The sequence below is a fragment of the Microbacterium sp. M genome, assembly GCF_045181065.1.
Classification (GTDB): domain Bacteria; phylum Actinomycetota; class Actinomycetes; order Actinomycetales; family Microbacteriaceae; genus Microbacterium.
Genome location: NZ_CP173721.1, coordinates 273,795 through 295,308 on the forward strand (window position 1 = coordinate 273,795; position 21,514 = coordinate 295,308).

Annotated in this window: 21 protein-coding genes; 12 read left to right on the plus strand and 9 right to left on the minus strand. The window is 67.8% G+C overall.

Translation table 11 applies throughout. The features are described from left to right. Positions 1-112 precede the first annotated feature (112 nt). A complete protein-coding gene (locus tag ACI7YT_RS01330; RefSeq protein ID WP_406248453.1) occupies positions 113-1,339 on the plus strand; it encodes an AAA family ATPase in 1,227 nt (408 codons plus the stop codon). Here the strand turns inward: ACI7YT_RS01330 and ACI7YT_RS01335 are convergent. Next, a complete protein-coding gene (locus tag ACI7YT_RS01335) occupies positions 1,336-1,872 on the minus strand; it encodes a YbhB/YbcL family Raf kinase inhibitor-like protein (RefSeq protein ID WP_406248455.1) in 537 nt (178 codons plus the stop codon). The two genes, ACI7YT_RS01330 and ACI7YT_RS01335, sit on opposite strands and share 4 nt — an antisense overlap. Positions 1,873-1,957: 85 nt before the next feature. Between ACI7YT_RS01335 and pyrE the strand changes: the two genes are divergently transcribed. Both pyrE and ACI7YT_RS01345 read left to right on the plus strand, forming a co-directional pair. Then, positions 1,958-2,515, plus strand: coding sequence for an orotate phosphoribosyltransferase (gene pyrE / locus ACI7YT_RS01340; RefSeq protein WP_406248456.1), 558 nt, complete (start codon positions 1,958-1,960; stop codon positions 2,513-2,515). Between the two features lie 43 nt (positions 2,516-2,558). Beyond that, positions 2,559-3,461 (plus strand): ROK family protein, encoded by a 903-nt coding sequence (locus tag ACI7YT_RS01345; protein ID WP_406248458.1) that lies wholly within the window; start codon positions 2,559-2,561, stop codon positions 3,459-3,461. On the opposite strand, the gene ACI7YT_RS01350 is transcribed toward ACI7YT_RS01345, so the two are convergent. Then, a complete protein-coding gene (locus ACI7YT_RS01350; protein ID WP_406248460.1) occupies positions 3,462-3,686 on the minus strand; it encodes a hypothetical protein in 225 nt (74 codons plus the stop codon). It lies immediately after the preceding gene. A 118-nt stretch (positions 3,687-3,804) separates the two neighbouring features. After that, positions 3,805-4,950, minus strand: a complete 1,146-nt coding sequence (locus ACI7YT_RS01355; protein ID WP_406250649.1) for a Gfo/Idh/MocA family protein — start codon at positions 4,948-4,950, stop codon at positions 3,805-3,807. Between the two features lie 117 nt (positions 4,951-5,067). Here ACI7YT_RS01355 and ACI7YT_RS01360 point away from each other — a divergent pair, with 117 nt between their 5' ends. Together ACI7YT_RS01360 and ACI7YT_RS01365 are read left to right on the plus strand one after the other, a co-directional pair. Continuing rightward, complete coding sequence (locus ACI7YT_RS01360) at positions 5,068-5,766, plus strand: ThuA domain-containing protein (protein WP_406248461.1); 699 nt, start codon at positions 5,068-5,070, stop codon at positions 5,764-5,766. Further along, positions 5,751-6,842: a Gfo/Idh/MocA family protein gene (locus ACI7YT_RS01365; RefSeq protein WP_406248463.1), complete on the plus strand. Its 1,092-nt coding sequence runs from the start codon at positions 5,751-5,753 to the stop codon at positions 6,840-6,842. Before ACI7YT_RS01360 ends, ACI7YT_RS01365 begins: the two co-directional genes overlap by 16 nt. A gap of 3 nt (positions 6,843-6,845) precedes the next feature. On the opposite strand, the gene ACI7YT_RS01370 is transcribed toward ACI7YT_RS01365, so the two are convergent. Further along, on the minus strand, positions 6,846-7,871 hold the full coding sequence (locus tag ACI7YT_RS01370; protein WP_406248465.1) for a LacI family DNA-binding transcriptional regulator: 1,026 nt from the start codon (positions 7,869-7,871) through the stop codon (positions 6,846-6,848). 161 nt (positions 7,872-8,032) lie between these two features. Here ACI7YT_RS01370 and ACI7YT_RS01375 point away from each other — a divergent pair, with 161 nt between their 5' ends. The 5 genes from ACI7YT_RS01375 to ACI7YT_RS01395 all read left to right on the plus strand — a co-directional run bounded on the left by ACI7YT_RS01375 (position 8,033) and on the right by ACI7YT_RS01395 (position 13,049). After that, positions 8,033-9,253 carry an extracellular solute-binding protein gene (locus ACI7YT_RS01375; RefSeq protein WP_406248467.1) on the plus strand — a complete coding sequence of 407 codons (1,221 nt, stop codon included), beginning with the start codon at positions 8,033-8,035 and terminating at the stop codon, positions 9,251-9,253. 65 nt (positions 9,254-9,318) lie between these two features. Next, the gene (locus ACI7YT_RS01380) at positions 9,319-10,266 is read left to right on the plus strand and encodes a carbohydrate ABC transporter permease (protein WP_406248469.1); all 948 of its coding nucleotides are present in this window, start codon (positions 9,319-9,321) and stop codon (positions 10,264-10,266) included. A gap of 12 nt (positions 10,267-10,278) precedes the next feature. Next, positions 10,279-11,142 carry a carbohydrate ABC transporter permease gene (locus tag ACI7YT_RS01385; protein ID WP_406248471.1) on the plus strand — a complete coding sequence of 288 codons (864 nt, stop codon included), beginning with the start codon at positions 10,279-10,281 and terminating at the stop codon, positions 11,140-11,142. 30 nt (positions 11,143-11,172) lie between these two features. Further along, positions 11,173-11,952, plus strand: coding sequence for a ThuA domain-containing protein (locus tag ACI7YT_RS01390; protein WP_406248472.1), 780 nt, complete (start codon positions 11,173-11,175; stop codon positions 11,950-11,952). Further along, positions 11,949-13,049 carry a Gfo/Idh/MocA family protein gene (locus tag ACI7YT_RS01395; protein ID WP_406248474.1) on the plus strand — a complete coding sequence of 367 codons (1,101 nt, stop codon included), beginning with the start codon at positions 11,949-11,951 and terminating at the stop codon, positions 13,047-13,049. Before ACI7YT_RS01390 ends, ACI7YT_RS01395 begins: the two co-directional genes overlap by 4 nt. On the opposite strand, the gene ACI7YT_RS01400 is transcribed toward ACI7YT_RS01395, so the two are convergent. From ACI7YT_RS01400 to ACI7YT_RS01420, 5 genes are all read right to left on the minus strand, one after another. After that, positions 12,980-13,972 (minus strand): carbohydrate kinase, encoded by a 993-nt coding sequence (locus tag ACI7YT_RS01400; protein WP_406248476.1) that lies wholly within the window; start codon positions 13,970-13,972, stop codon positions 12,980-12,982. The genes ACI7YT_RS01395 and ACI7YT_RS01400 overlap by 70 nt on opposite strands. Next, complete coding sequence (locus ACI7YT_RS01405; RefSeq protein WP_406248477.1) at positions 13,969-14,274, minus strand: putative quinol monooxygenase; 306 nt, start codon at positions 14,272-14,274, stop codon at positions 13,969-13,971. Before ACI7YT_RS01405 ends, ACI7YT_RS01400 begins: the two co-directional genes overlap by 4 nt. Next, on the minus strand, positions 14,271-15,071 hold the full coding sequence (locus tag ACI7YT_RS01410; RefSeq protein WP_406248479.1) for an ATP-binding cassette domain-containing protein: 801 nt from the start codon (positions 15,069-15,071) through the stop codon (positions 14,271-14,273). The genes ACI7YT_RS01405 and ACI7YT_RS01410 overlap by 4 nt, the downstream gene beginning before the upstream one ends. After that, positions 15,068-16,099 carry an ABC transporter permease gene (locus ACI7YT_RS01415; protein WP_406248480.1) on the minus strand — a complete coding sequence of 344 codons (1,032 nt, stop codon included), beginning with the start codon at positions 16,097-16,099 and terminating at the stop codon, positions 15,068-15,070. The genes ACI7YT_RS01410 and ACI7YT_RS01415 overlap by 4 nt, the downstream gene beginning before the upstream one ends. 71 nt (positions 16,100-16,170) lie before the next feature. Continuing rightward, positions 16,171-17,268: a substrate-binding domain-containing protein gene (locus tag ACI7YT_RS01420; protein ID WP_406248482.1), complete on the minus strand. Its 1,098-nt coding sequence runs from the start codon at positions 17,266-17,268 to the stop codon at positions 16,171-16,173. A 109-nt stretch (positions 17,269-17,377) separates the two neighbouring features. Here ACI7YT_RS01420 and ACI7YT_RS01425 point away from each other — a divergent pair, with 109 nt between their 5' ends. Both ACI7YT_RS01425 and ACI7YT_RS01430 read left to right on the plus strand, forming a co-directional pair. After that, entirely contained in the window at positions 17,378-18,427 is a 1,050-nt protein-coding gene (locus ACI7YT_RS01425) for a LacI family DNA-binding transcriptional regulator (protein ID WP_406248484.1), read from the plus strand. A gap of 100 nt (positions 18,428-18,527) precedes the next feature. Next, complete coding sequence (locus tag ACI7YT_RS01430; RefSeq protein WP_406248485.1) at positions 18,528-21,449, plus strand: GH32 C-terminal domain-containing protein; 2,922 nt, start codon at positions 18,528-18,530, stop codon at positions 21,447-21,449. Positions 21,450-21,514 lie beyond the last annotated feature (65 nt).

The window sequence follows — 21,514 nt, forward strand, 5'->3', positions numbered from 1 at the left end:
TCGGGTTTGAGATGTCGCGGGTGACCAACGCGGCATTTTTTGACTTTTGGAAGCTTTATCCGAATGACATAAAGTGGCATAATCCGAGTAACGGAACAAACAGAGGCGCAGCGTGGACAGCATCCTGAACCCGTACACACCGAACGCTGGAGCGTCTCCTGACATCATCGTCGGGAGGGAGGAGCAGACGAAGGCCTTCGAGATCCTGCTTCGACGACTCGCGCGCGGCAAAACGCATCAGTCGATGATCATCACCGGGTTGCGTGGCGTCGGCAAGACAGTGCTGCTCAACGAGTTCGGCGACATCGCGCGCACGGAACACTGGGAAGTGCTCGAGATCGAAGCGCGTAAGCATGACGACACTCGCTTCCGACAGACCATGGCTTCGCTCCTGAAGGCAGCCCTGCTCAGGCTGTCGCCGCGCGCGAAGTGGACCGATCGTGCCCGGCGCGCGGCCGCAGTCGTCACGTCCTTCGCTGTCTCCGTCGACCAGCAGGGGACGTGGTCGCTCGCGTGGGATGTGGAAGCAGAAGAAGGGTTCGCTGATCACGGCGATCTCGGGCTTGATCTCACCGATGTGCTGGTTGCCCTCGGCGAGATCGCACAAGAGCGGGAGCGTGGCATTGCCATCCTCATCGACGAAGTGCAGTTTCTCAGCGCCAGGCAACTGGAAGCACTGATCCAGGCAGTGCACAAGACCGTGCAACGGAAGCTGCCGATAACGTTTGTGGGGGCCGGACTTCCACAGATCGCGGAACTGGCCGGCGATGCGAAATCGTACGCCGAGCGCCTCTTCCAGTTCCCGAAGATCGACTCGCTCAGTGGGGAGGATGCGCAAAAGGCTCTGATCGAGCCCGCCGCCGCCGAAGGAGTGGTGTTCGAGGCGGATGCTGTCGATCTAGCTGTCGATATCACGCGTGGATACCCCTACTTCCTGCAAGAGCTCGGCTACCAGGTATGGGAAATCGCGGAGCAATCTCCCATTACTCGCGAAGACGTGCTGATCGCCAGAGAAGGTTACGAAGCCAAACTCGACAGCTCGTTCTTCCGCGTCCGTCTAGACCGCGCCACCCCCCTTCAAACCGCCTATATGCGGGCGATGGCGGACCTCGGGCCAGAAGCACAGAAGGCGTCTGAAGTCGCACGGGTGATGGGCCGCGAGTCGACTCAACTCGGACCCACACGAGCTGAACTGATCGACATGGGGTTGCTGTACACGCCAGAGCACGGATATGCCGCGTTCACTGTGCCTGACTTCGACAAGTTCATGCTGCGCGCGGTGCCCAAACTCGAGGTGCCTGAAGTGCAGAAGCGGCCGCGAAAGAAGGCCAGCGACTAGCGCTCCGCAGGATCCGCCGTGCCGACGAGTACGCCGCGCGCGAGCGTGTGGAAGTGCCGATTGAAGCCCAGGACCGCGGGCGTCGAGCCGGCGGGAATGTCGAGCGTCTCGACGTCCAGGGCGTCGACGACGAAGAAGTAGCGGTGCACTCCGGTGTCGGCCGGCGGCGCCGCGCCGATGAAGCGCTCGGTGCGCTGCTCGTTCGGCAGCACGCGCGCCGAACCCGGCAGCGACGCCGCTGTGCCATCCCCGCCGGGGAGCGACATGGTGCCACCGGGGAGATCGAATGCGGCCCAATGCCAGAAGCCCGATCCGGTCGGCGCGTCCGGATCGAAGCAGCTGATCGCGAGACTCCGGGTTCCGGCCGGCGGCTGCGACCACTCGAGCGTCGGCGCGCGGTCCTCGCCGCCGCGCGAAGCCGACCAGGCGAACACCGGCAGCGGACCGCCCGGCGTGAAATCAGGGCTGGTCAGCTCCAGTGGCGCCACAGGGCGCAGTTCGGCGAGTTCGGCATAGGGATCGAACGAGAACATGAGACCTCCGGCATCCGTCGCTTCCCCCGCCACGATAGGCGACACGCGCCGTCACGGCCAGGGCCCGCGCCCTACACTGGATGCCGTGACCCTCGACGCAGATCGCCAGTCCCTGCTCGCCCTCATCACGGATGAGGCGGTGTTCCACGGCGACTTCACCCTCTCCAGCGGCAAGCAGGCGACGTACTACGTCGACATGCGCAAGCTGACGCTCGACCACCGTGCGGCCCCGGCCATCGGGCGCATCATGCTCGACCTGATCGGCGACCTTGACGTCGTCGCCGTCGGCGGGCTGACGCTCGGCGCCGACCCGATCGCGAACTCCGTCATGCACGCGTCCGTCGGGACAGAACGCCCACTGGACGCGTTCGTCGTCCGCAAGGAGCCCAAGGACCACGGCCGCGGTCGTCAGATCGAGGGTGCGGACATCACGGGCAAGCGCGTCGTCGTCCTCGAGGACACCTCGACCACCGGTCAGTCCGCGCTCAAGGCCGTCGAAGCCCTCCGCCGTGAGGGCGCCGAGGTCGTCGCCGTCGCCGTGATCGTCGACCGCAAGACCGGAGCGCAGGCCGCGATCGAGGAGGCGGGCCTGGAATGGCGCGCCGCCTTCGATCTCGACGACCTCGGGCTCGAACCGCAGTGACCCTCGGTCCGAGCGCGCCGGCACGGCGCGGAAAGGGAGTCCAGTGACCCGCTACGCGCTGGCCGTCGACGTCGGCGGCACCAAGATGGAGGCCGCGCTCGTGGCCGACGACGGCACCCTCGTGCGGGGAAGCCGCAGCCGCCGCGCGACGGGCCGGGATGCCACCCCCGCGTCGCTCGACGACGCGATCGCGACAGTGATCGCCCACGCGCTCTCCCGCCTCCCCGACGACGCCGAGCTCGTCGGGGCCGGCATCGGCAGTGCCGGGCCGATCGACCGGAGCGCCGGCCAGATCCTGCCGGTGAACATGCCCGCAGCCCGCGGGTACGGTCTCGCGGATGCGGTGCGCACGGCTGCGTCCGGGATCCTCGGCCGTGGGCTGCCGACGGTCTTCGGACACGACGGCGGTGCGCTCGCGCTCGCCGAGTCCTGGCTGGGGGCCACGCGCGACGCGCATGCGTCCCTGTCGATCGTCGTCTCGACCGGCGTCGGCGGCGGCTTCGTCGTCAACGGCGCGTACATCGCCGGTGCCACCGGCAATGCCGGACACCTCGGACAGGTCCGCCGTGAGGGCGGGCTGACGCTTGAGGAGATCGCATCAGGGCCAGCGAGTGCCGCCTGGGCGCAGACGCAGGGCTGGGCCGGCGCGACGGGTGAAGATCTCGCCAGGGATGCCGCGGCCGGCGACGCCACCGCGCGGGCCGCGATCGAACGCTCGGCGAAGGCCGTCGGAGAGTCGCTCGCGGATGCGGCGACGCTGGTCGACCTCGACACCGTGGCCATCGGCGGCGGGTTCTCCCGGGTCTCCGACGACTACATCGAACTCGTCCAAGCCGCCCTCACCGCCAGCGCCGCGCACGAGTACTCCCGCCGCACCCGGGTTGTGCGTTCGGGACTCGGCGACGAGGGTCCGCTGATCGGCGCGGCCGCGTTCGTCCTGCGGTAGTCAGCGCGCCGGCGTGTAGAACCGGCGTTCTGGTCCTTCGAGGCGCGCGACGGCGATCTTGACGTCGGTCATCTCGGCGGCCACGCCGTCGATCCTTGCCGCGAGCCTCTCCTCGACGCTGTCGATCCGTCGCACGCACCACGCGAAGCCGGCGAGCATGGTCGTGCCGAGCGTCAGCACGATTCCTACGGCGCTGACCACGACGGCGATGAGTTCGACGGACATGTACACGCCTCCATTGTGCTCCGGCCGACCAGGGATGTGCCAGACGATACTCGCGCGTCAGGCCGATTCCCGGGGTCGGTGCACAACCTCGATTTCCGAGGTCACTGTGCAGGGCGAGTCAGCCGCCGATCGGCGTCCAGGCGCTGCCGGTCTCAGAGCTGCGCTCCACGGCATCCAGCACCCGCTGCACGTGCAGCGCGTCGGCGAACGACGGGCGCGGCTGCGCTCCGTCGGCGACGGCCTGCACGAAGTCGACGACCTGATGCGAGAAGCCGTGCTCGTACCCGAGCATGTGACCGGTCGGCCACCACGAGCCCGTGTACGGGTGGCCCGCCTCCGTGACGAGGATCCGGCGGAAGCCCTGCTCGAGGTCGGGGTTCGTCGCGTCGTAGAACTCGAGCTCGTTCATGCGCTCCATGTCGAACGACAGCGCGCCCAGCGAGCCGGAGATCTCGAATCGGAACGCGTTCTTGCGTCCGGTGCGGAAGCGGGTCGCCTCGAAGGAGCCGAGTGCTCCGTTGGCGAACCGGCCGTGGAACAGCGCGACGTCGTCGACCGTGACCGGCCCGCGCTCCGTCGACGCGGTGCCGGAGAGCCCGACGCCCTCGCCGAGCAGCGGACGCTCGGCGACGATGGTCTCCAGGATGCCCGACACGCTCGACAGCCGGATGCCGGTGACGTACTCGACCATGTCGATCGCGTGGGCGCCGATGTCGCCGAGCGATCCAGAGCCCGCTCTGTCCTTCTGCAGGCGCCAGGTCAGCGGAGCCTCGGCATCCGACAACCAGTCCTGCAGGTACTCGGCGCGGATCTGGCGGATCTCGCCGAGCCGTCCGTCGGCGACGAGCTGACGGGCGAACACGGCGGCGGGAACCCGGCGGTACGTGAAACCGACCATCGAGAGGATGCCGCGCGCGGCCGCCTCCTCGGCGGCACGCGTCATCTCCTCGGCCTCGGCGACGCTGTTGGCGAGCGGCTTCTCGCAGATGACGTGCTTGCCGGCGCGCAGCGCGGCCAGGGCGATCTCGGCGTGCGTGTCGCCCGGGGTGACGATGTCGACGACATCCACGTCATCGCGTTCGACAGCGGAACGCCAGTCGGTCGCCGTCTCCGACCAGCCCCACTGCTCGGCCGCGGCGTCGGCCTTCGCGGCATCCCGTCCGACGAGCAGATGCATCTCGGGTCGGACCGGCAGATCGAAGAACCGGGGGGCGGTTCGCCAGCCCTGGGAATGGGCGGCGCCCATGAATCCGTGGCCGATCATCGCAACGCGCATGGACGTCTGTCTCCTTCGACGGTTTCACTTCAAAAGTTGTTTCTGGCAACATATATCGAGGACGGCGCGAAGTCCAGATCAGCGTCGATCGGAAAAGGAGACCTGGTGAGCAATACGCGTTCAGCCCTCATCGTGCGCGGTGGGTGGGACGGGCATCATCCCGTCGAGGCGACGGAACTGTTCGTGCCGTTCCTGCGCGAACAGGGTTATGACGTCAGAATCGAGGAGGGACCCGCGGTCTACGCGGATGCCGAGACGATGGCGGATGTCGACCTGATCGTGCAGAGCAACACGATGAGCACGATCCAGCCGGAAGAGTTCAAGGGGCTGCGGGCGGCGATCGAAGCCGGCGCCGGCATGGCCGGATGGCACGGCGGCATCGCCGACTCCTATCGCAACAACTCGGACTACCTGCAGCTCATCGGCGGGCAGTTCGCGACGCATCCAGGGCGCCACCCTGAGGAGCGACCGGGCAACGAGCAGGACAATTACCTGCGCTACACGGTCGAGCTGACCGACCTCGGGCGCGCGCACGAGATCACGGCCGGGATCGACGACTTCGAGCTCGAGACCGAGCAGTACTGGGTGCTGCACGACGATCTCAACGACGTTCTCGCGACCACGACGCACCCCGTGCAGCCGTACCACCCGTGGCATCGGCCGATCGTGTCGCCGGCGGTGTGGACGCGGTTGTGGGGCAGAGGGCGGATCTTCGTCGCCACGCCGGGGCACTCGGTCGACATCCTCGAGGACCCGAACGTGCGCACGATCATCGAGCGGGGGATGCTGTGGGCCAGCCGTTGAGCACGCTGAAGGTCGGGATCATCGGATGCGGCAACATCGCCGCCCAGTACCTCGACACCTTCTCGCGGCTCGGGAGCGTCGAGCTCGTCGCCGTCGCGGATCTCGTGCCCGAGCGCGCCGCCGAGGTCGCCGCACGCGTGCCGGGTGTGCGCGCGCTGAGCATCGACGAGCTCCTCGCCGACCCGTCGATCCAGCTGGTCGTGAACCTGACGATCCCGGCCGCGCACGCCGAGGTCGCGCAGCGGATCATCGCGGCCGGCAAGGAGGTCTACACCGAGAAGCCCTTGACCTCGGATGCCGAATCCGCCGCCGCCGTGCTCGAGGCCGCCTCCGCGGCGGGCGTCTGGGTCGGCTGCGCCCCGGACACCGTGCTCGGCACCGGCATCCAGACCGCGCGCAAGGCGGTCGACGACGGACTGATCGGACGGCCGATCTCGGCCACGGCCACCATGATGACCGCAGGGCATGAGCGGTGGCATCCGAATCCGGACTTCTACTACCTCCCCGGCGGCGGGCCGCTGCTGGACATGGGTCCGTACTACGTCTCGGCACTGATCCACCTGCTCGGCCCGGTGGAGAGCGTGGTCGGAGCGGGAAGTCGCACGCGCAGCGAACGCGTCATCGGTTCGGGCGACCGGGCCGGTGAGCGCATCCCTGTCGAGGTGCTCACCCACATCACCGCGGTTCTCACGCACGACTCAGGCGCGCTGTCCACGGTCGTGATGTCGTTCGACACGGTCGCCACGCGCGCGTCCAACATCGAAGTGCACGGTGAGACCGGGTCTCTGGTCGTACCCGACCCGAACAACTTCGACGGCGATGTCCGACTGCGCACCCTCGGCGCCGACGGCTGGGACACGCTTCCGGTCTCGGCGGGATACGTCGGGGCAGGGCGCGGCATCGGCATCCATGACCGGGCGGTCTCCGGTGCGGAAGCCGCCCGTGCCTCAGGGGCCGTCGGCTATCACGCGCTGGATGTCATGCTGTCGGTCCTCCGCGCGGCAGACGAGGGCGGGACGGTCGTCATCGAGAGCACCTGCGAGCGACCGGCGGCGGTCGCACTGTCCGAGATCTGACGCTCAGCGGGTCGCTCGCGCGGGTGCGAGCGACTCTCCGGGCTGCATCTCGCACGCGAGCAGCACCGCGGGCGGCTCGGCATCGGCGTTGGCGATCCGCTCGATGATCGCGTCGACGCCGAGCCGCCCGAGCTCCTCGCCGGGGGTCCGCATGTAGTTCAGCGGCGGGTCGGCCATCCCCGCCATGTTGGCGGAGGAGCCGATCGAGATGATCGAGATGTCGTCGGGCACGCGGCTTCCGGCATCCCGCAGGCCCATCACGATGCCGGGGGCGGCGTGCTCGTTCATCAGCACGAGAGCGGTGAGCTCGGGATGCTCGGTCGCCAGCATCCGGCCGAGCCGACGTCCGTCCAGTGAGTTCTCGGGGCATGGCACGATCAGCGGATCCGAGACGCCACGCTGGGACATCTCCCTGCGGAAGCAGGCGCGCGAGCGCTCCGCGGCGCCGTGGCCTTCGAGATGGAGGTCGCCCCAGTTCCCGGTGATGAACGCGATCCTGCGGTGTCCCAACGCGTCGAGAGCCGCCACGGCCTCGGACATCGATGACTCGAAGTCGACGTCCACGAAGGTGAGGCCGGCGGGGTCGCGCGTGCGGCCGATGAGGACGAACGGCGTGCTGCCCGGGAGAAGCGCCTGGACTCGCGCATCCTCCATCTGCACCTCCATCAGGAGCACGCCGTCGACGAGGCCGGTGTTCGCGAGCGCGGCGGCCTCGTTCGCGTCGTTGCTGATCGGCCACATCACGAGGTTCAGCCCGCGCTCCTGTGCGCGGGCTGCGGCGCTCGTGAAGAAGCCCATCACGGAGCCGGTCGCCGGTCGCTGCAGCGCCGGGTAGAGCAGAGCGATGATGTTCGTGCGGCCACGAGCCAGCGCCGCGCCGACGGGGTTGCGGCGATACCCGAGGTCGCGCATCGCCGTCTCCACGCGTTCGCGCGTGCCCGCCGAGATCGGCTTCGCCCCGCTGAGCACGAACGACACCGTCGCGATCGATACGTTCGCGCGCTTCGCGACGTCATTCATGGTGACCATGGCGCTCCCGTTCGATTTCCGCTTGTTGACAACAACAACTTATCGATCCATACTCGTTCCCACTGAGAGTTTAAACGCTTTAACGATCGCCGTGACGAGGACGCACCGAGCCCGTCCGGCCCCGTTCGCTGTACCCCGCATCTCACACAAAGGAGTCACCGATGCGCACTCGACGCACCCTGTTCACGGCCGCCGCGGCCCTCACGATCGTTCCGCTCGCCCTCGCCGGCTGCAGTGCCGGAGGGGGAGGGGCCTCCAGTGGCGATCCGAAGACGATCACGATCCTCGACTACTACAACAACGAGCCGGACAAGGGGCTGGTCCAGGACCTCCTCGACCAGTGCGCGGCCGACCTCGATCTGACGATCGAGAGGGAGTCCGTGCCGGGCAAGGACCTCATCCAGAAGGTGCTCCAGCGCGCGTCATCGAAGACGCTCCCCGACGTGCTCATGCTCGACAACCCGGACGTGCAGGAGATCGCGGCGAGCGGCGCGCTGGCACCGCTCAGCGATTTCGACGTCGACACCTCCGGCTACATCGACGGCATCATCGAGGCCGCCACTTACGAGGGCGAGGTCTACGGACTCGCGCCGGCCGTGAACACGCTCGGCCTGTTCTACAACGTCGACACCCTCGAGGCCGCCGGCATCGCCCCGCCCACCACGTGGGCCGAGCTGAAGGATGCTGCGGCGAAACTGACCGTCGGTGACCAGTACGGCATGGCATTCTCCGCCATCGCGACGTACGAGGGATCCTGGCAGTTCCTGCCGTTCATGTGGACCAACGGCGGCGACGAGACCGACCTGCAGACGCCGGAGAACGCCGAGGCGCTGCAGCTCTGGGTGGACCTTGTCGATTCGGGCTCGGCATCCCAGAGCGTCATCAACTGGAGCCAGGGCGACGTGAAGGACCAGTTCGCCGCCGGCAAGGCGGCCATGATGGTCAACGGACCCTGGAACATCCCGGCTCTGAATGAGACCGACGTGAACTGGGCGAGCGTGCAGCTGCCGGTGAACGAGGCCGGGCAGACGCCGGTCGCCCCGCTCGGCGGCGAGGTCTGGACGGTTCCGCAGACCGGCGATGCCGAGAAGCAGGCCAACGCCGCGAAATTCGTGGAGTGCATGGGCAGCGATGACATCGCGCTGCAGGCGGGCGAGACCCGCTTCACCGTCCCGACGCGCACCGACGTCATCCCCGAGTTCACCGAGAAGATGCCCGACATGGCCGCCTTCGCGGAGCAGGTCGTCAACGCCCGTTCGCGCACCGGGAAGCTCGGCGAGGAATGGCCGACGCAGGCGACCGTGATCTACAACGCCATCCAGCTCGCCCTCACCGGCAAGGCGACCCCCGACGTCGCATTCGAACAGGCCGCTCAGGGCTGAGCCCGCATCCGACGCCCCGCGGTCGCGCTCCGGCGCGCCGCGGGGCATCCGGAAGGGAGATCGAGATGACAACGACAGCGACCACATCCGCGCCGGCCGTCACGGCGCCGCCGTCTGCTCCGCGCCCACGGCGACGACTCCGACGAGACACGATCGTCAAGGCACTGTTCGTCGCGCCGGCCGCGCTCTACATCGTGCTGTTCTTCGGCTACCCGGTGGTCAAGAACCTCACGATGAGCTTCCAGGACTACACGACCAAGACCTTCTTCACCGGGGAAGCGCCCTGGGTCGGCCTGCAGAACTACATCACCGTGGTCAGCAGCAACCTGTTCTGGCCGTCCATGACGAACACCGCGCTCTTCACGATCGGTTCCATCGCAGGCCAGTTCGTGATCGGCCTCGCTCTGGCGGTGTTCTTCCACCACCGGTTCCCGCTCAGCGGATTCCTGAGGGCCATGCTGCTGCTGCCGTGGCTGCTCCCGCTGATCGTCGCCAGCGCGACGTGGCGGTCGATCATGGATCAGGACAGCGGCATCCTGAACGCGTTCCTCGGCAGCATCGGCATCGGCGCCGTCCCCTGGCTGACCAGCCCGGATGTGGCCCTGCTCAGCGTGATCCTGGTGAACATCTGGATCGGCATCCCGTTCAACGTCACGATCCTGTACGGCGGGCTGCAGGACATCCCGGAGGAGCTCTACGAGGCCGCGTCTCTCGATGGCGCCACCGGATGGAAGGCGTTCTGGCACATCACGCTTCCGAACCTGCGTCCCGTCATCAACGTCGTGCTCGTGCTGGGCGTCGTGTACACGCTGAAGGTCATCGACATCATCCTCGGCCTCACCAACGGCGGGCCGGCGAATGCGACGCAGACCGTCGCGATCCGTTCGTACCAGACGTCGTTCATCGACTTCGAGTTCGGCGTCGGCGCCGCCTTCAGCAACATCCTGATCCTGATCTCGCTGGTCTTCGCGTTCGTCTATCTGCGCGGAAACCGCAAGGCCGTCGACGAGTAGAACGGAACGAACATGACAACCATGGCCATCGTCACCGGCGACTCGGCGGCTGCACGCCGCGCGCAGCGCCGGTCAGGGCGGAGCATCGCCTACACGGTGCTGGGGATCCTCTTCCTCGTCATCATGCTGTTCCCGGTGTACTGGATGATCAACGCGTCACTCCAGCCGTCGGGCAATACGCTGACCGCGACGCTCTTCCCTTTCAATCCGAGCTTCGCGGGGTACGAGAAGGCGATCGCCGACCAGGGCGCGAACCTGGTCACGAGCCTCATCATCTCGGTCGGCACCGTGATCCTCAGCCTCGCCATCGCGGCACCCGCGGCGTATGCGCTCGCGCAGTTCCGCTATCGCTGGATCAACGTGGCGCTGCTCGCGGTGCTGATCGCGCAGATGATCCCGGGCATCGTGATCGCGAACGCCCTGTACGCCGCGTACAACGACATCGGGCTCCTGAATTCGATCCCCGGTCTCGTCCTCGCGGACGCGACCTCCGCGATCCCCTTCTCGATCATGATCCTGCGCGCCTTCATGATGAGCGTGCCGCCGTCCATCATCGAGGCGGCCCGCGTCGACGGGGCAGGGCACTTCCGAGCCTTCTGGTCGATCGTGCTGCCCGTCGCGAAGAACTCGCTGATCACCGCAGGGCTGTTCGCCTTCCTGTTCTCGTGGAGCGACTTCCTGTTCGCGCTGACGCTCACGACCACCGAGGACATCACGCCCGTGACCCTCGGCATCTATCAGTACCTGGGAACGCAGGTCGCCAACTGGAGCGCCGTCATGGCCACCGCCGTGCTGTCATCGATCCCGGCGATCCTGCTGCTGGTGCTCGCCCAGCGCTACATCGCGGCCGGTGCCACCGGCGGCGCCGTCAAATAGTCTCATCGAAGAACACAAGGAGCATCGAGAATGACCACCGCCGAACACCCCATCCGCGTCGTCGTCTGGGGCGAGAACCGCCACGAGCAGGTCGAGCAGAAGGTGCGCGACATCTATCCGCACGGGATGCACACCACGATCAAGGAGGGCATCGAGGAGAACCTCGCGGAGCGAGCGGTCGTCACCACCGTCACGCTCGACGACCCGGAGCACGGCCTGACCGAGGAGCTGCTCGCGAACACGGACGTGCTCGTCTGGTGGGGGCATGCCGCCCACGGCGAGGTCGCGGACGAGATCGTCGAGCGCGTGCACCGGCACGTCCTCGCCGGGATGGGGCTGCTCGTGCTGCACTCCGGGCACTGGTCGAAGATCTTCGGCAAGCTGATGGGCACGTCGTGCACGCTGCGCTGGCGCTCGAAGGACGACCGCGAGATCGTGTGGACCGTCGACCCCACGCATCCGATCGCGCAGGGCATCCCGCATCCGTTCATCATCCCGGTACAGGAGATGTACGGCGAGTTCTTCGACGTGCCGGCTCCAGACGAACTGGTGTTCCTGTCCACGTTCTCGGGTGGCGAGGTCTTCCGCAGCGGCATGACCTATCGGCGCGGGTTCGGGAAGATCTTCTTCTTCAGCCCCGGCGACCAGGATTACCCGGTCTATCACCAGGCCGAGGTGCGCAAGGTCATCTCGAACGCCGTCGAGTGGGCGAAGACCCTGCGCCCGGAGCGCACCAGCCCGGTGCTGCTGCGCTACGAGCGTGAGGACTTCTACAACGGCCAGGGCTACCAGGGAGCGATGGAGCGATGACGGGGTTCCGCACGCTCGAGGGGGATCGACCGCTGCGGCTCGTGCAGGTCGGCGCCGGCGGCATGGGACGCGCCTGGCTGCGCGCGATCACGGCGAATCCCGACGTCGAGCTGGTCGGTCTGGTGGATCTGGACCTCGACACCGCACGGGCCGCCATCGCGGATGCCGGACTCGAGGGTGTGGAGATCGGCCGCAGCGCGGCTGAGGTCGCCAGGATCACGTCGGCGGATGCCGTCGTCAACGTCACGGTTCCCGAAGCGCACCTCGTCGTGAACCGTGAGGCGCTGGAGGCAGGTCTCCCCGTGCTGTGCGAGAAGCCGGCGGCGCCGACCGTGGCCACGGCGATGGTGCAGGCGGCGATCGCGGAGGCGGCGGGGGAGCTGCTGATGATCAGCCAGTCTCGGCGTTTCTTCCCCGAATTGCGGGCGCTGCGCCGCGAGGTCGCGGAGCTCGGGACGATCGGCACAGTGCGCACCGACTTCTTCAAGGCTCCGCACTTCGGCGGCTTCCGCGAGCAGATGCCGCACGTCCTGCTCGTGGACATGGCGATCCACGCCTTCGATGCCGCGCGGTACGTGCTGAATGCGGAGCCCGTCTCGGTGTACTGCGAGGAGTACAACCCCGAGTGGAGCTGGTACGACGGTGCGGCGAACGCCGTGGCGGTGTTCGAGTTCGCGGGCGGCGCCCGCTACGTCTACGACGGCAGCTGGTGCGCCCCCGGACTCGAGACGTCCTGGAACGGGTCGTGGCGCGTGAGCGCCGCGGACGGCTCGGCCGAGTGGGACGGCGAGGGTGCGCCGGTCGTGCACCGGCCGGATGCCGGGGAGCCGGTTTCCGCGGAGATCGACGCCTCCGCGCAGGAGCTCGCGGGGTCCTTGGCGGCGTTCGTCGCGGCCCTGCGCATCGGCCGCGCGCCGGAGAACGCCGCGGGCGACAATCTGCGCAGCCTCGCGATGGTCGAGGCGGCCGTGCAGTCCGCCGAGACCGGTGTCCGCGTGCGCATCGATGACGTCCTCGAGCAGGCGCGTCAGGACGCGCTCGCGCTCACGGACCGTGAGGACGTCCGGGAACGGCTCTCTGCGCCGGCTGCCGGATAGGCGCCCTTCGGGAGCTCGTCCCGGCGCGGAGGATCTGCGCCGGGACGGGACACGGTGATCGCGGCCGCGTGCGCGCCGAGGGTCAGCAGGCTCCGCAGGGTGTCCGCATCGACGCGTCGCAGGCGCTCGCGCGCCTCCGCCCCCTGGTATCCGCGGTCCACGAGACCCGCGATCAGGGCGGCCATGAAGGTGTCACCGGCACCGACGGTGTCGACGACCTCGGTGGGATGCCCGGCGATCCGCGCTTCGACGTCGGCGGTGACGGCGACGGCTCCGTACGGCCCGAGCGTCACCACGACCACGGCGGCGCCGGCCGCCACCCAGGAGCGAGCCGTATCCAGGGGGCCAGCACCGGGATAGAGCCAGGCGAGGTCCTCATCGCTTGCCTTGACGAGGTCGCTGAGCGTGATGAAGCTCTCGCTCTGCCGGCGGGCGCCGGAGCGCGCACCGAGCAGCGAAGGGCGGATGTTCGGGTCATAGGTGAGCAGCGATGTCTCGCGGAGATCGGTGAGCATGCGTCGCACCTTCTCCGCACCGGGCTCGAGGAAGGTGGCGATCGAACCGGCGTGCACGAGCGCGGGAGGCGCGGATCGGTCGCGCGCGGCATCCGGGTCCACGTCCCAGCCGATGTCGAAGGCGTACCGGGCCGAACCGTTCACGTCGAGGTGCGCGGTCGCCGTCGCCGTGCGCACCGCGGGCACGGACGTCACCTCGACACCGGAATCCTCCAGCCAGCGCCGGATCCGATCGCCGCGCGCATCGTCGCCGAGGTGCGTCAACAGCCGTGGTCCGACGCCCAGGCGTCCGAGGGCGAGCGCGACGTTGGCGGGGCTGCCGCCGGGGGTCTCGTCGACCTGTCCGTCTGCTCGATGGACGACGTCGACGAGAGCCTCGCCGACGACGAGCACCTCTGCGCGGGTCACGGCGCTCCGATCGGGGTCAGGAAGGACAACGAGCTGTGCGGCTCGACGATCAGAGGGGTCAGCTTCGCGTTGAACACCCTCCCCGGCTCCGCTTCGAGGTGCGCGGCGAAACCGTCGCGATCGCGGTACGTCTCGAAGACCACGAACGTCTCCGGGGATTCCACCCGCCGAAAGACCTCGAACACGACGTTGCCCGGTTCCGCGCGCACGACCTCCGCATAAGCGAGGATCAGCGCCTCGACCTCGGCTGCCGCGCCCGGGATCGCCGTGAACTCGGCATAGAGCGCCACCTGTTCGTTCATGCCTGCGCTGCTCCGGTCATGATCGCCACGGCGTCCGTCATGCTGTGCGACTGCGGCGTGATGGTCGCGGCCCGCTTGCCGAGCCGCTGCACGTGGATGCGGTCGGCCACCTGGAACACGTGCGGCATGTTGTGCGAGATGAGGATGACGGGGATGCCGTTCCCCCGCAGGTTCTCGATGAGCTCGAGAACCTGATTCGATTCGCGCACACCGAGCGCGGCGGTCGGCTCGTCGAGGACCACGACCTTCGAGCCGAACGCCGCAGCGCGCGCCACGGCCACGGCCTGGCGCTGCCCGCCGGAGAGATTCTCGACCGAGACCGTGACGTCCTGCAGCGTGGAGATGCCGAGCTTCAGCACCTGCTCGCGGGCATCCTTGCGCATGCCTGCGGTGTCGAGCGCACGGAACACCGACCCGAGGATTCCGCTCTTGCGGCGCTCCCGACCGAGATACAGATTCGAGGCGACGTCCAGAGCCGGCGAGACGGCGAGGTTCTGGTACACGGTTTCGATGCCGGCATTGCGGGCGTCCTGCGGGCGCTTGAAGTGCACTTCTTGTCCGTCAAGGAACAGCTTTCCCTCGTCGGGGATGTAGGCGCCGGTGAGGCACTTGATGAGCGTGGACTTGCCGGCGCCGTTGTCGCCGATGACGGCGAGGACCTCGCCCGCGTACAGCTGCAGGCTGACGCCGTCGAGACCGACCACGCGGCCGAAGGTCTTCACGAGGCGCTTCGCCTCGAGCGCGGGGGCGCCGCTCGGCACGGGGGCCTGATGCGGGGCCTGAACTGTCTCGGTCATTTGCGTACCTTCCTGATCCACTGGTCGATGGCGACCGCGACGATGACGAGGATGCCGATGGCGAGCGTCTGATACAGCCCGTCGACCCCGGCGAGGAAGAGGCCGTTGCGGAAGACGCCGACGATGATCGCGCCCAGCAGCGTGCCCCAGATGAGACCGCGGCCACCGAAGAGGGATGTGCCTCCGATGACGACCGCGGTGATGGAATCGAGGTTCAGGTCGGCACCTGCGTTGGGGCTCGCCGCCCCGGAGCGTCCGATCTGGATCCAGGCCGCCACCGCGAGGATGGCGCCCGCGGCGATGTATACGCTCAGCAGCACCTTCTTCGTCGAGATTCCGGCGAGTCGGGCCGCATCCTCGTCGTCGCCGACGGCGTAGACGTGGCGTCCCCACGCGGTGCGTCCGAGGACGTACGCCACCAGTGCGTACAGCGCGAGCATGATCACGACGCCGACCGTGAGCCGGACGTCGCCGATCGGCAGTGCCGTGGCCGTCCACGTGAGCAGCTCGGGCATGTCGGCCTTCCGCACCGTCTGGCCGCCGCTGTAGAGCAGGGTCAGGGCGATGAAGACGTTGAACGTTCCGAGCGTCGCGATGAACGGGGGCAGCTTCACGCGGGTGACCAGCAGGCCGTTCAGCGCACCGGCTGCGAGCGCGGCGACGAGGCCGATCAGCAGGGCGAGTGGCGCGGGCAGGCCGTTGTTCGCCGCCGTCTGCGCCATGACCATCGAGGTGCCGATCATCAGTGCGCCGACCGACAGGTCGATTCCGGCGGTGAGGATGATCAGCGTCTGAGCGATGGCGACTGTGCCGACCACGGAGACCTGATCGAGGACCAGCGACAGGTTGGCTGCGGCGAAGAAACGCGGGTTGATCGCGCCGAACACGATGACGGCGATCACGAGGACCACCGCCGGGCTGATCGCGGGGTAGCGGTGCAGGATGCCGCGGACGCGATCGACGGGTGTGCGCCGGTCGAGGAACTCGGCGGCGAGATCCAGGGTAGAGGTGGGAGCTTCTTGGGTCATGGTGTCACTTCCTGAAGTCGGGAGGATGCCGCCGCGGCGATCGGTCACCGCTGCGGCATCCGCAGCGGTGCTTACTCGCCGCCCCAGCACAGGTCGGCTGCTTCGGCGGTGTCGATGGACTCGACGCCGTCGACGGGCTGGTCGGTGACGAGCGCGACGCCGGTGTTGAAGAAGTCCAGGCCGTCCGTCGTCTCGGGCTTCGTGCCGTCGTTCACCAGTTCGGCGATCGCCTGCACGCCGAGCTCGGCCATCTTCACGGGGTACTGCTGGCTGGTGGCGTCGATGATGCCTTCTTCGACCTGACCGACGCCGGCGCAGCCGCCGTCGATCGAGACGATCAGGACGTCGTCGTCGCTCTTGCCCGCGGCCTCCAGCGCCTGGTAGGCGCCGTACGCCGCCGGTTCGTTGATCGTGTAGACGACGTTGATGTCCGGGTTCTTGGCGAGCAGGTTCTCCATCGCGGTCCGGCCGCCGTCCTCGGCCCCCTGGGATGCCTCGTTGCCGACGATCTCGTAAGTGCCGCCCGAGTACGAGCCGGTGGACTCCTCGTCGCCGTTGACCTGCTCGTCGGCGAGATCGATGCCCATGCCGGCCAGGAAGCCCTGGTCGCGGTTGTAGTCGACGCTGACCGACTTGTCGTCGAAGAGGTCGATGAGCCCGATGACGGCATCCGCTCCGTCGAGCTTGGCCGCGGTCCACTCGCCGATGTACTCGCCGGCCAGGTAGTTGTCCGTGGCGAAAGTGATGTCCACGGCGTCGGCCGGGTCGGGGACGGTGTCCAGCGCGATGACGTAGATGCCTGCATCTCGTGCCTTCGCGATCGCGTCGAGGACGGCGGGGCCGTTGGGGGTGATCAGGATCCCCTTGTCGCCCTTGGAGATCGCGGCCTCGATGGCCTGGATCTGGGTGTCCTCATCGCCGTCCTCCTTGCCGGCGGCCAGCGTCAGGGAGACGCCGTCTTCTTCGGCCGCGGCCTTCGCGCCCTCCTGCATGGCGACGAAGAACGGATTGGAGTTGGTCTTCACGATCAGGGAGACGCCGATCGTGTCGTCGGCGGTGTCGCCACCGGGGGTGCTGCCCGTCGAGCATCCGGTGAGGGCGATCGCGAGTCCGGCGGAGGCGGCAAAGGTCGCCATCAGCGTGCGGCTGGTTCGGGTGGTGAGCTTCATCTTTGAATTCCTCTCGGCTGTCGTCGCCTCTATGACAACGATGTCAGGAGCCAGTTGTAGTCCACTTCTGAGCTACAGTCAAGGCATCGAGCGGAATGGGTGACCAGCTGTGACAACGAAGCCACCGACGGAGAGCCGTCAGTACGTGCGGCCGCGCGCCACCATGAAGCATGTCGCCTCGCTCGCAGGAGTCGGCATCAAGACCGTCTCCCGCGTGATCAATGGCGAACCGAATGTCGCCGAGGCCACTGCGGCGAAGGTGTGGGATGCCGTGCGAGCGCTGGACTATCAGCCCGATCTGCAGGCCGGGAGTCTTCGGCGAGCGGACGGCCGCACCCGTACCCTTGGGCTGCTCGTCGGCAGCGTGGACAACCCGTTCTCCGGAGCGATCCATCGCGCCGTCGAGGATGCGGCCGCGGACCGAGGCGTCTCGGTGTTCGCGTCCAGCCTCGATGACGATCCGAGTCGCGAGGGAGATGCCGTGCGCAACTTCCTCCAACGTCGAGTGGACGCGCTCATCCTCACCGCAGCCAGGGCGACTCCGGACTACCTCGAGCAGATCCGCGATCGCGGGATACCGGTCGTCTACGTCGACCGGGAACCGCTCATGGGCGGACTCGACACGGTCGCCAGCGACAATCGTGATGGCGCCAGGCGAGCGACCCAGCATCTGATCGACCACGGACACCGGCGCATCGCACTGCTCGTGGACCGGATGGACCTCATCACCGCCGCGCAGCGTCACCAGGGCTTCTTCGATGCCCTGGGGGCTGCAGGTATCCCCACCGGCGATGCGAGCCTCGTCGCCGAGCTGCACGATGCGCAACAGGCGCGCGACGCCGTCCACCGTCTGATGGCGTCCGGCGAGCCGCCGACAGCGATCTTCAGTGCGCAGAACCTGATCACGCTCGGCGTGCTGCATGCGTTGCGCGAGCTCGGCCTCGAGCACACGACGGCACTGGTCGGGTTCGACGACCTTCCGCTCGCCGACCTCATGGATCCGGGGGTCTCCGTCGTCGCGCAGGACCCTCAGGAGATCGGGCGGGCGGCAGCGGAACGCGTTTTCGCCCTTTTGGACGGGACCGGCGGCGAACCTCGACGGATCGTCGTGCCGACGACGCTCATCGCTCGAGGCAGCGGAGAGCTTCCACCGCACTGAGCCAGGAGGGCGGTTGCGTTGTCCGCCGGACAGCGTCTATGGTCGGCTCCGATGTTCTGACATCGATGTCAATCATTCGACGCTGCACGAAGGAGAGCAGATGACGTACTCATCCGACCGCCCGCTTCGCCGGAGGTCGATCCCCCGCTGGATCCGCACGACGGGTGCGCTGACGATCGCTGCGGCGACGGTGCTGGGCGGTATCACCGCACCCGCGCTGGCCGCGGATGCACCGCCCGAGGACGAGCAGTACCGCCCGCTGGTTCACTTCACGCCGGAGAAGAACTGGATGAACGATCCCAATGGCATGGTCTTCGTCGACGGGACCTATCACCTGTTCTTCCAGCACAATCCGCAGGGCACGACCTGGGGCAACATGAGCTGGGGGCACGCCACCTCTCCGGATCTGCTGCATTGGGAGGAGCAGCCGCTGGCGATCCCGCAGACCGTCGACGAGACCGGCGCGTCGATCGAGGACATCTTCTCCGGGTCGATCGTCGTCGACGCCGAGAACTCCGCAGGCTTCGGCCCGGAGGGCTCCAGCCCGCTCGTCGCCGTCTACACGTCCGCGTACACGTCCCGGCATCCCGAGCATCCGGGTATCCAGGCGCAGTCGCTCGCCTACAGCCTGGACGAGGGGCAGACGTGGACGAAGTACGAGGGCAACCCCGTTCTCGACCGGAACTCCGCGAACTTCCGTGATCCGAAGGTGTTCTGGTACGACGGTCCGGCCGGCGCGTACTGGGTCATGACCGCCGTCGAGGCGACCGACCACAAGGTCGTGCTCTACAAGAGCACGGATCTGAAATCGTGGGAGCATCTGTCGGACTTCGGTCCGGCTAACGCGACCAGCGGCATCTGGGAGTGCCCCGACCTGTTCGAGCTTCCTGTCGACGGCGACCCGGGCGAGTCGAAGTGGGTCATGGTCGTGAACCTCAACCCCGGCCACGTGAACGGAGGAAGTGGAGGCCAGTACTTCGTCGGCGAATTCGACGGCGTGACGTTCGCATCCGAGTCCACCGACGGGCCGCTCGAACTGGTACCCGGCGAGCTCTTCGCCGGGTTCGACGGCGGAGACTACGAGGGCTGGACGGTGTCCGACGACCCGGACAGCGCGGCGGACGGTCCGTGGGGAATCGCGCCGGCCTCGGGCACGCTGGACGGCCAGATGGCGGTCACGGGGTATCTCGGCGACGGGCTCGTGAACGGCTTCATCGGCCACGACGGCACCGTCGGCTCACTCGAGTCTCCGGCCTTCACGATCGACGACGATTACGTCAATCTCCTCGTCGGCGGGGGGAAGCACCCGCATGTGCCCGGTGCTCAATTGGAGAACACACCGCCGCAGGGCCGGGTCGTGTTCGATTTCGAACTCGCCGACGACGAGAACCTGCAGACCACGGGCTGGGAGCTCACCGGCGACTTCGCGATCGACCCGGCGCTGAACCCCTCGACGCGCGGCGGCGACTACTATCTCGGCGCCAAGCGCATCAACACGATCGAGGGCGGTCCGAACGCCGATGGCAACACGGGCACCATGACGTCGCCGACCTTCGCGCTCGACGGAGCTCACCTCTCGTTCCTCATCGGGGGCGGACAGCGAGCGGACGGGACTCTGCAACTCGAACTCGTCGTGGACGACCAGGTCGTGCGCACCGCGACCGGCGCGAACAGTGGTCTGCTGCAGTGGTCGTCGTGGGACGTCGCCGAGTTCGCGGGCCAGGAGGCGCAGCTGCGGATACGTGACGAGGCCACCGGAGGCTGGGGACACCTCACCCTCGACCACGTCGTCGTCGGCGACGAGCCTGCGCAGCTCCGCTCCGATGAGACGAGCGTGAGCCTGGTCGTCGATGGTGAAGTCGTGCGCACGGCCACAGGGGCGAACAGTGAGAACCTCGACTGGGTCTCGTGGGATGTGCGCGACCTCATCGGAGGGGAGGCCACGATCCGGATCGTCGACAACAACCGGTTCGGCTGGGGACACATCCTGGTCGATCAGGTGATGTTCTCGGATGCTCCGCAGCGCACCGCTGCGGAGGGGTACGACTGGCTCGACTGGGGCCGCGACTACTACGCCGCCGTCTCGTACTTCGGCACGCCATCGGGCTCGCGCATCATGCAGGGCTGGATGAACAACTGGGACTACGCCGGCGACATCCCGACGTCGACCTGGCGAAGCTCGATGACTCTGCCGCGGGAGGTCGTGCTCGTGGACACTCCTGACGGTCCACGCCTGCGGCAGCAGGTCGTCTCCCAGATCGACGCGCAGCTGGACGCCGCATCCGCACAGACCCGATCCGGCGTGACCGTCGACGGTGCCACGGGTCTCGACCTGTCCGGCGACGTCGCGAAGGTCGAGTTCTCCTTGCGGCCCGACGGCGCACAGCGCGCGGGGATCACGGTGTTCTCCGATGGAGACAGTGGAACGAGGATCGGCTACGACGCGGAGGCGGAGCGGGTCTTCATCGACCGCACCGACTCCGGGAACGCCGACTTCCACCCTGCGTTCGCGTCGATCGACGACGCCCCGCTCGCGCTCGACGGCGGGATGATCACGCTCGAGGTCTATCTCGATCGAGCGTCCGTGGAGCTCTTCGCCGACGACGGAATGCTCACGATGACGGACCAGGTGTTCCCGACAGCGGGTGCGGACGAGATCACCGCGTGGTCCGAAGGGGGAGCCGCGACGATCGAGAGCATCACCGTGACACCGCTCATCCCGACGATGTGGGACGTGCCGGAGCCGGCACCGCAGCCGACCATCGAGCTGGGGCAGACCTCGATCGCCGCGGGGGGATCGCTGCTCGTCACCGGCTCCGGCTTCGACGCCGGTGAGCGGTTGACGGTGGATCTCGTCGCGGATCGGGTCGGTGCCAAGAAGGTCACGGCGGACGGTGCCGGTGACGTCAGCCGTCGGGTCCCCGTGCCCGGCAACCTCGCGGCCGGGGAATACACGATCGCGGTGACCCGAGCCGATGGCTCGGTGATCGAAAAGGCACTGATCGTGACCTCTCGGCGCTGAGTCGGGTCGTGGACGAGGGCGTGACTCCGCCCTCGTCCACCGCCTGCGCGGGGGCTGACACGCCA

Excerpts from the sequence above, each read along its gene's own strand:
- ACI7YT_RS01335 (WP_406248455.1), bottom strand. The coding sequence starts at position 1,872 with ATGTTCTCGTTCGATCCCTATGCCGAACTCGCCGAACTGCGCCCTGTG.
- ACI7YT_RS01350 (WP_406248460.1), bottom strand. The coding sequence starts at position 3,686 with ATGTCCGTCGAACTCATCGCCGTCGTGGTCAGCGCCGTAGGAATCGTG.
- ACI7YT_RS01355 (WP_406250649.1), bottom strand. The coding sequence starts at position 4,950 with ATGATCGGCCACGGATTCATGGGCGCCGCCCATTCCCAGGGCTGGCGA.
- ACI7YT_RS01370 (WP_406248465.1), bottom strand. The coding sequence starts at position 7,871 with ATGGTCACCATGAATGACGTCGCGAAGCGCGCGAACGTATCGATCGCG.
- ACI7YT_RS01375 (WP_406248467.1), top strand. The coding sequence starts at position 8,033 with ATGCGCACTCGACGCACCCTGTTCACGGCCGCCGCGGCCCTCACGATC.
- ACI7YT_RS01380 (WP_406248469.1), top strand. The coding sequence starts at position 9,319 with ATGACAACGACAGCGACCACATCCGCGCCGGCCGTCACGGCGCCGCCG.
- ACI7YT_RS01385 (WP_406248471.1), top strand. The coding sequence starts at position 10,279 with ATGACAACCATGGCCATCGTCACCGGCGACTCGGCGGCTGCACGCCGC.
- ACI7YT_RS01390 (WP_406248472.1), top strand. The coding sequence starts at position 11,173 with ATGACCACCGCCGAACACCCCATCCGCGTCGTCGTCTGGGGCGAGAAC.
- ACI7YT_RS01395 (WP_406248474.1), top strand. The coding sequence starts at position 11,949 with ATGACGGGGTTCCGCACGCTCGAGGGGGATCGACCGCTGCGGCTCGTG.
- ACI7YT_RS01405 (WP_406248477.1), bottom strand. The coding sequence starts at position 14,274 with ATGAACGAACAGGTGGCGCTCTATGCCGAGTTCACGGCGATCCCGGGC.
- ACI7YT_RS01410 (WP_406248479.1), bottom strand. The coding sequence starts at position 15,071 with ATGACCGAGACAGTTCAGGCCCCGCATCAGGCCCCCGTGCCGAGCGGC.
- ACI7YT_RS01415 (WP_406248480.1), bottom strand. The coding sequence starts at position 16,099 with ATGACCCAAGAAGCTCCCACCTCTACCCTGGATCTCGCCGCCGAGTTC.
- ACI7YT_RS01420 (WP_406248482.1), bottom strand. The coding sequence starts at position 17,268 with ATGAAGCTCACCACCCGAACCAGCCGCACGCTGATGGCGACCTTTGCC.
- ACI7YT_RS01430 (WP_406248485.1), top strand. The coding sequence starts at position 18,528 with ATGACGTACTCATCCGACCGCCCGCTTCGCCGGAGGTCGATCCCCCGC.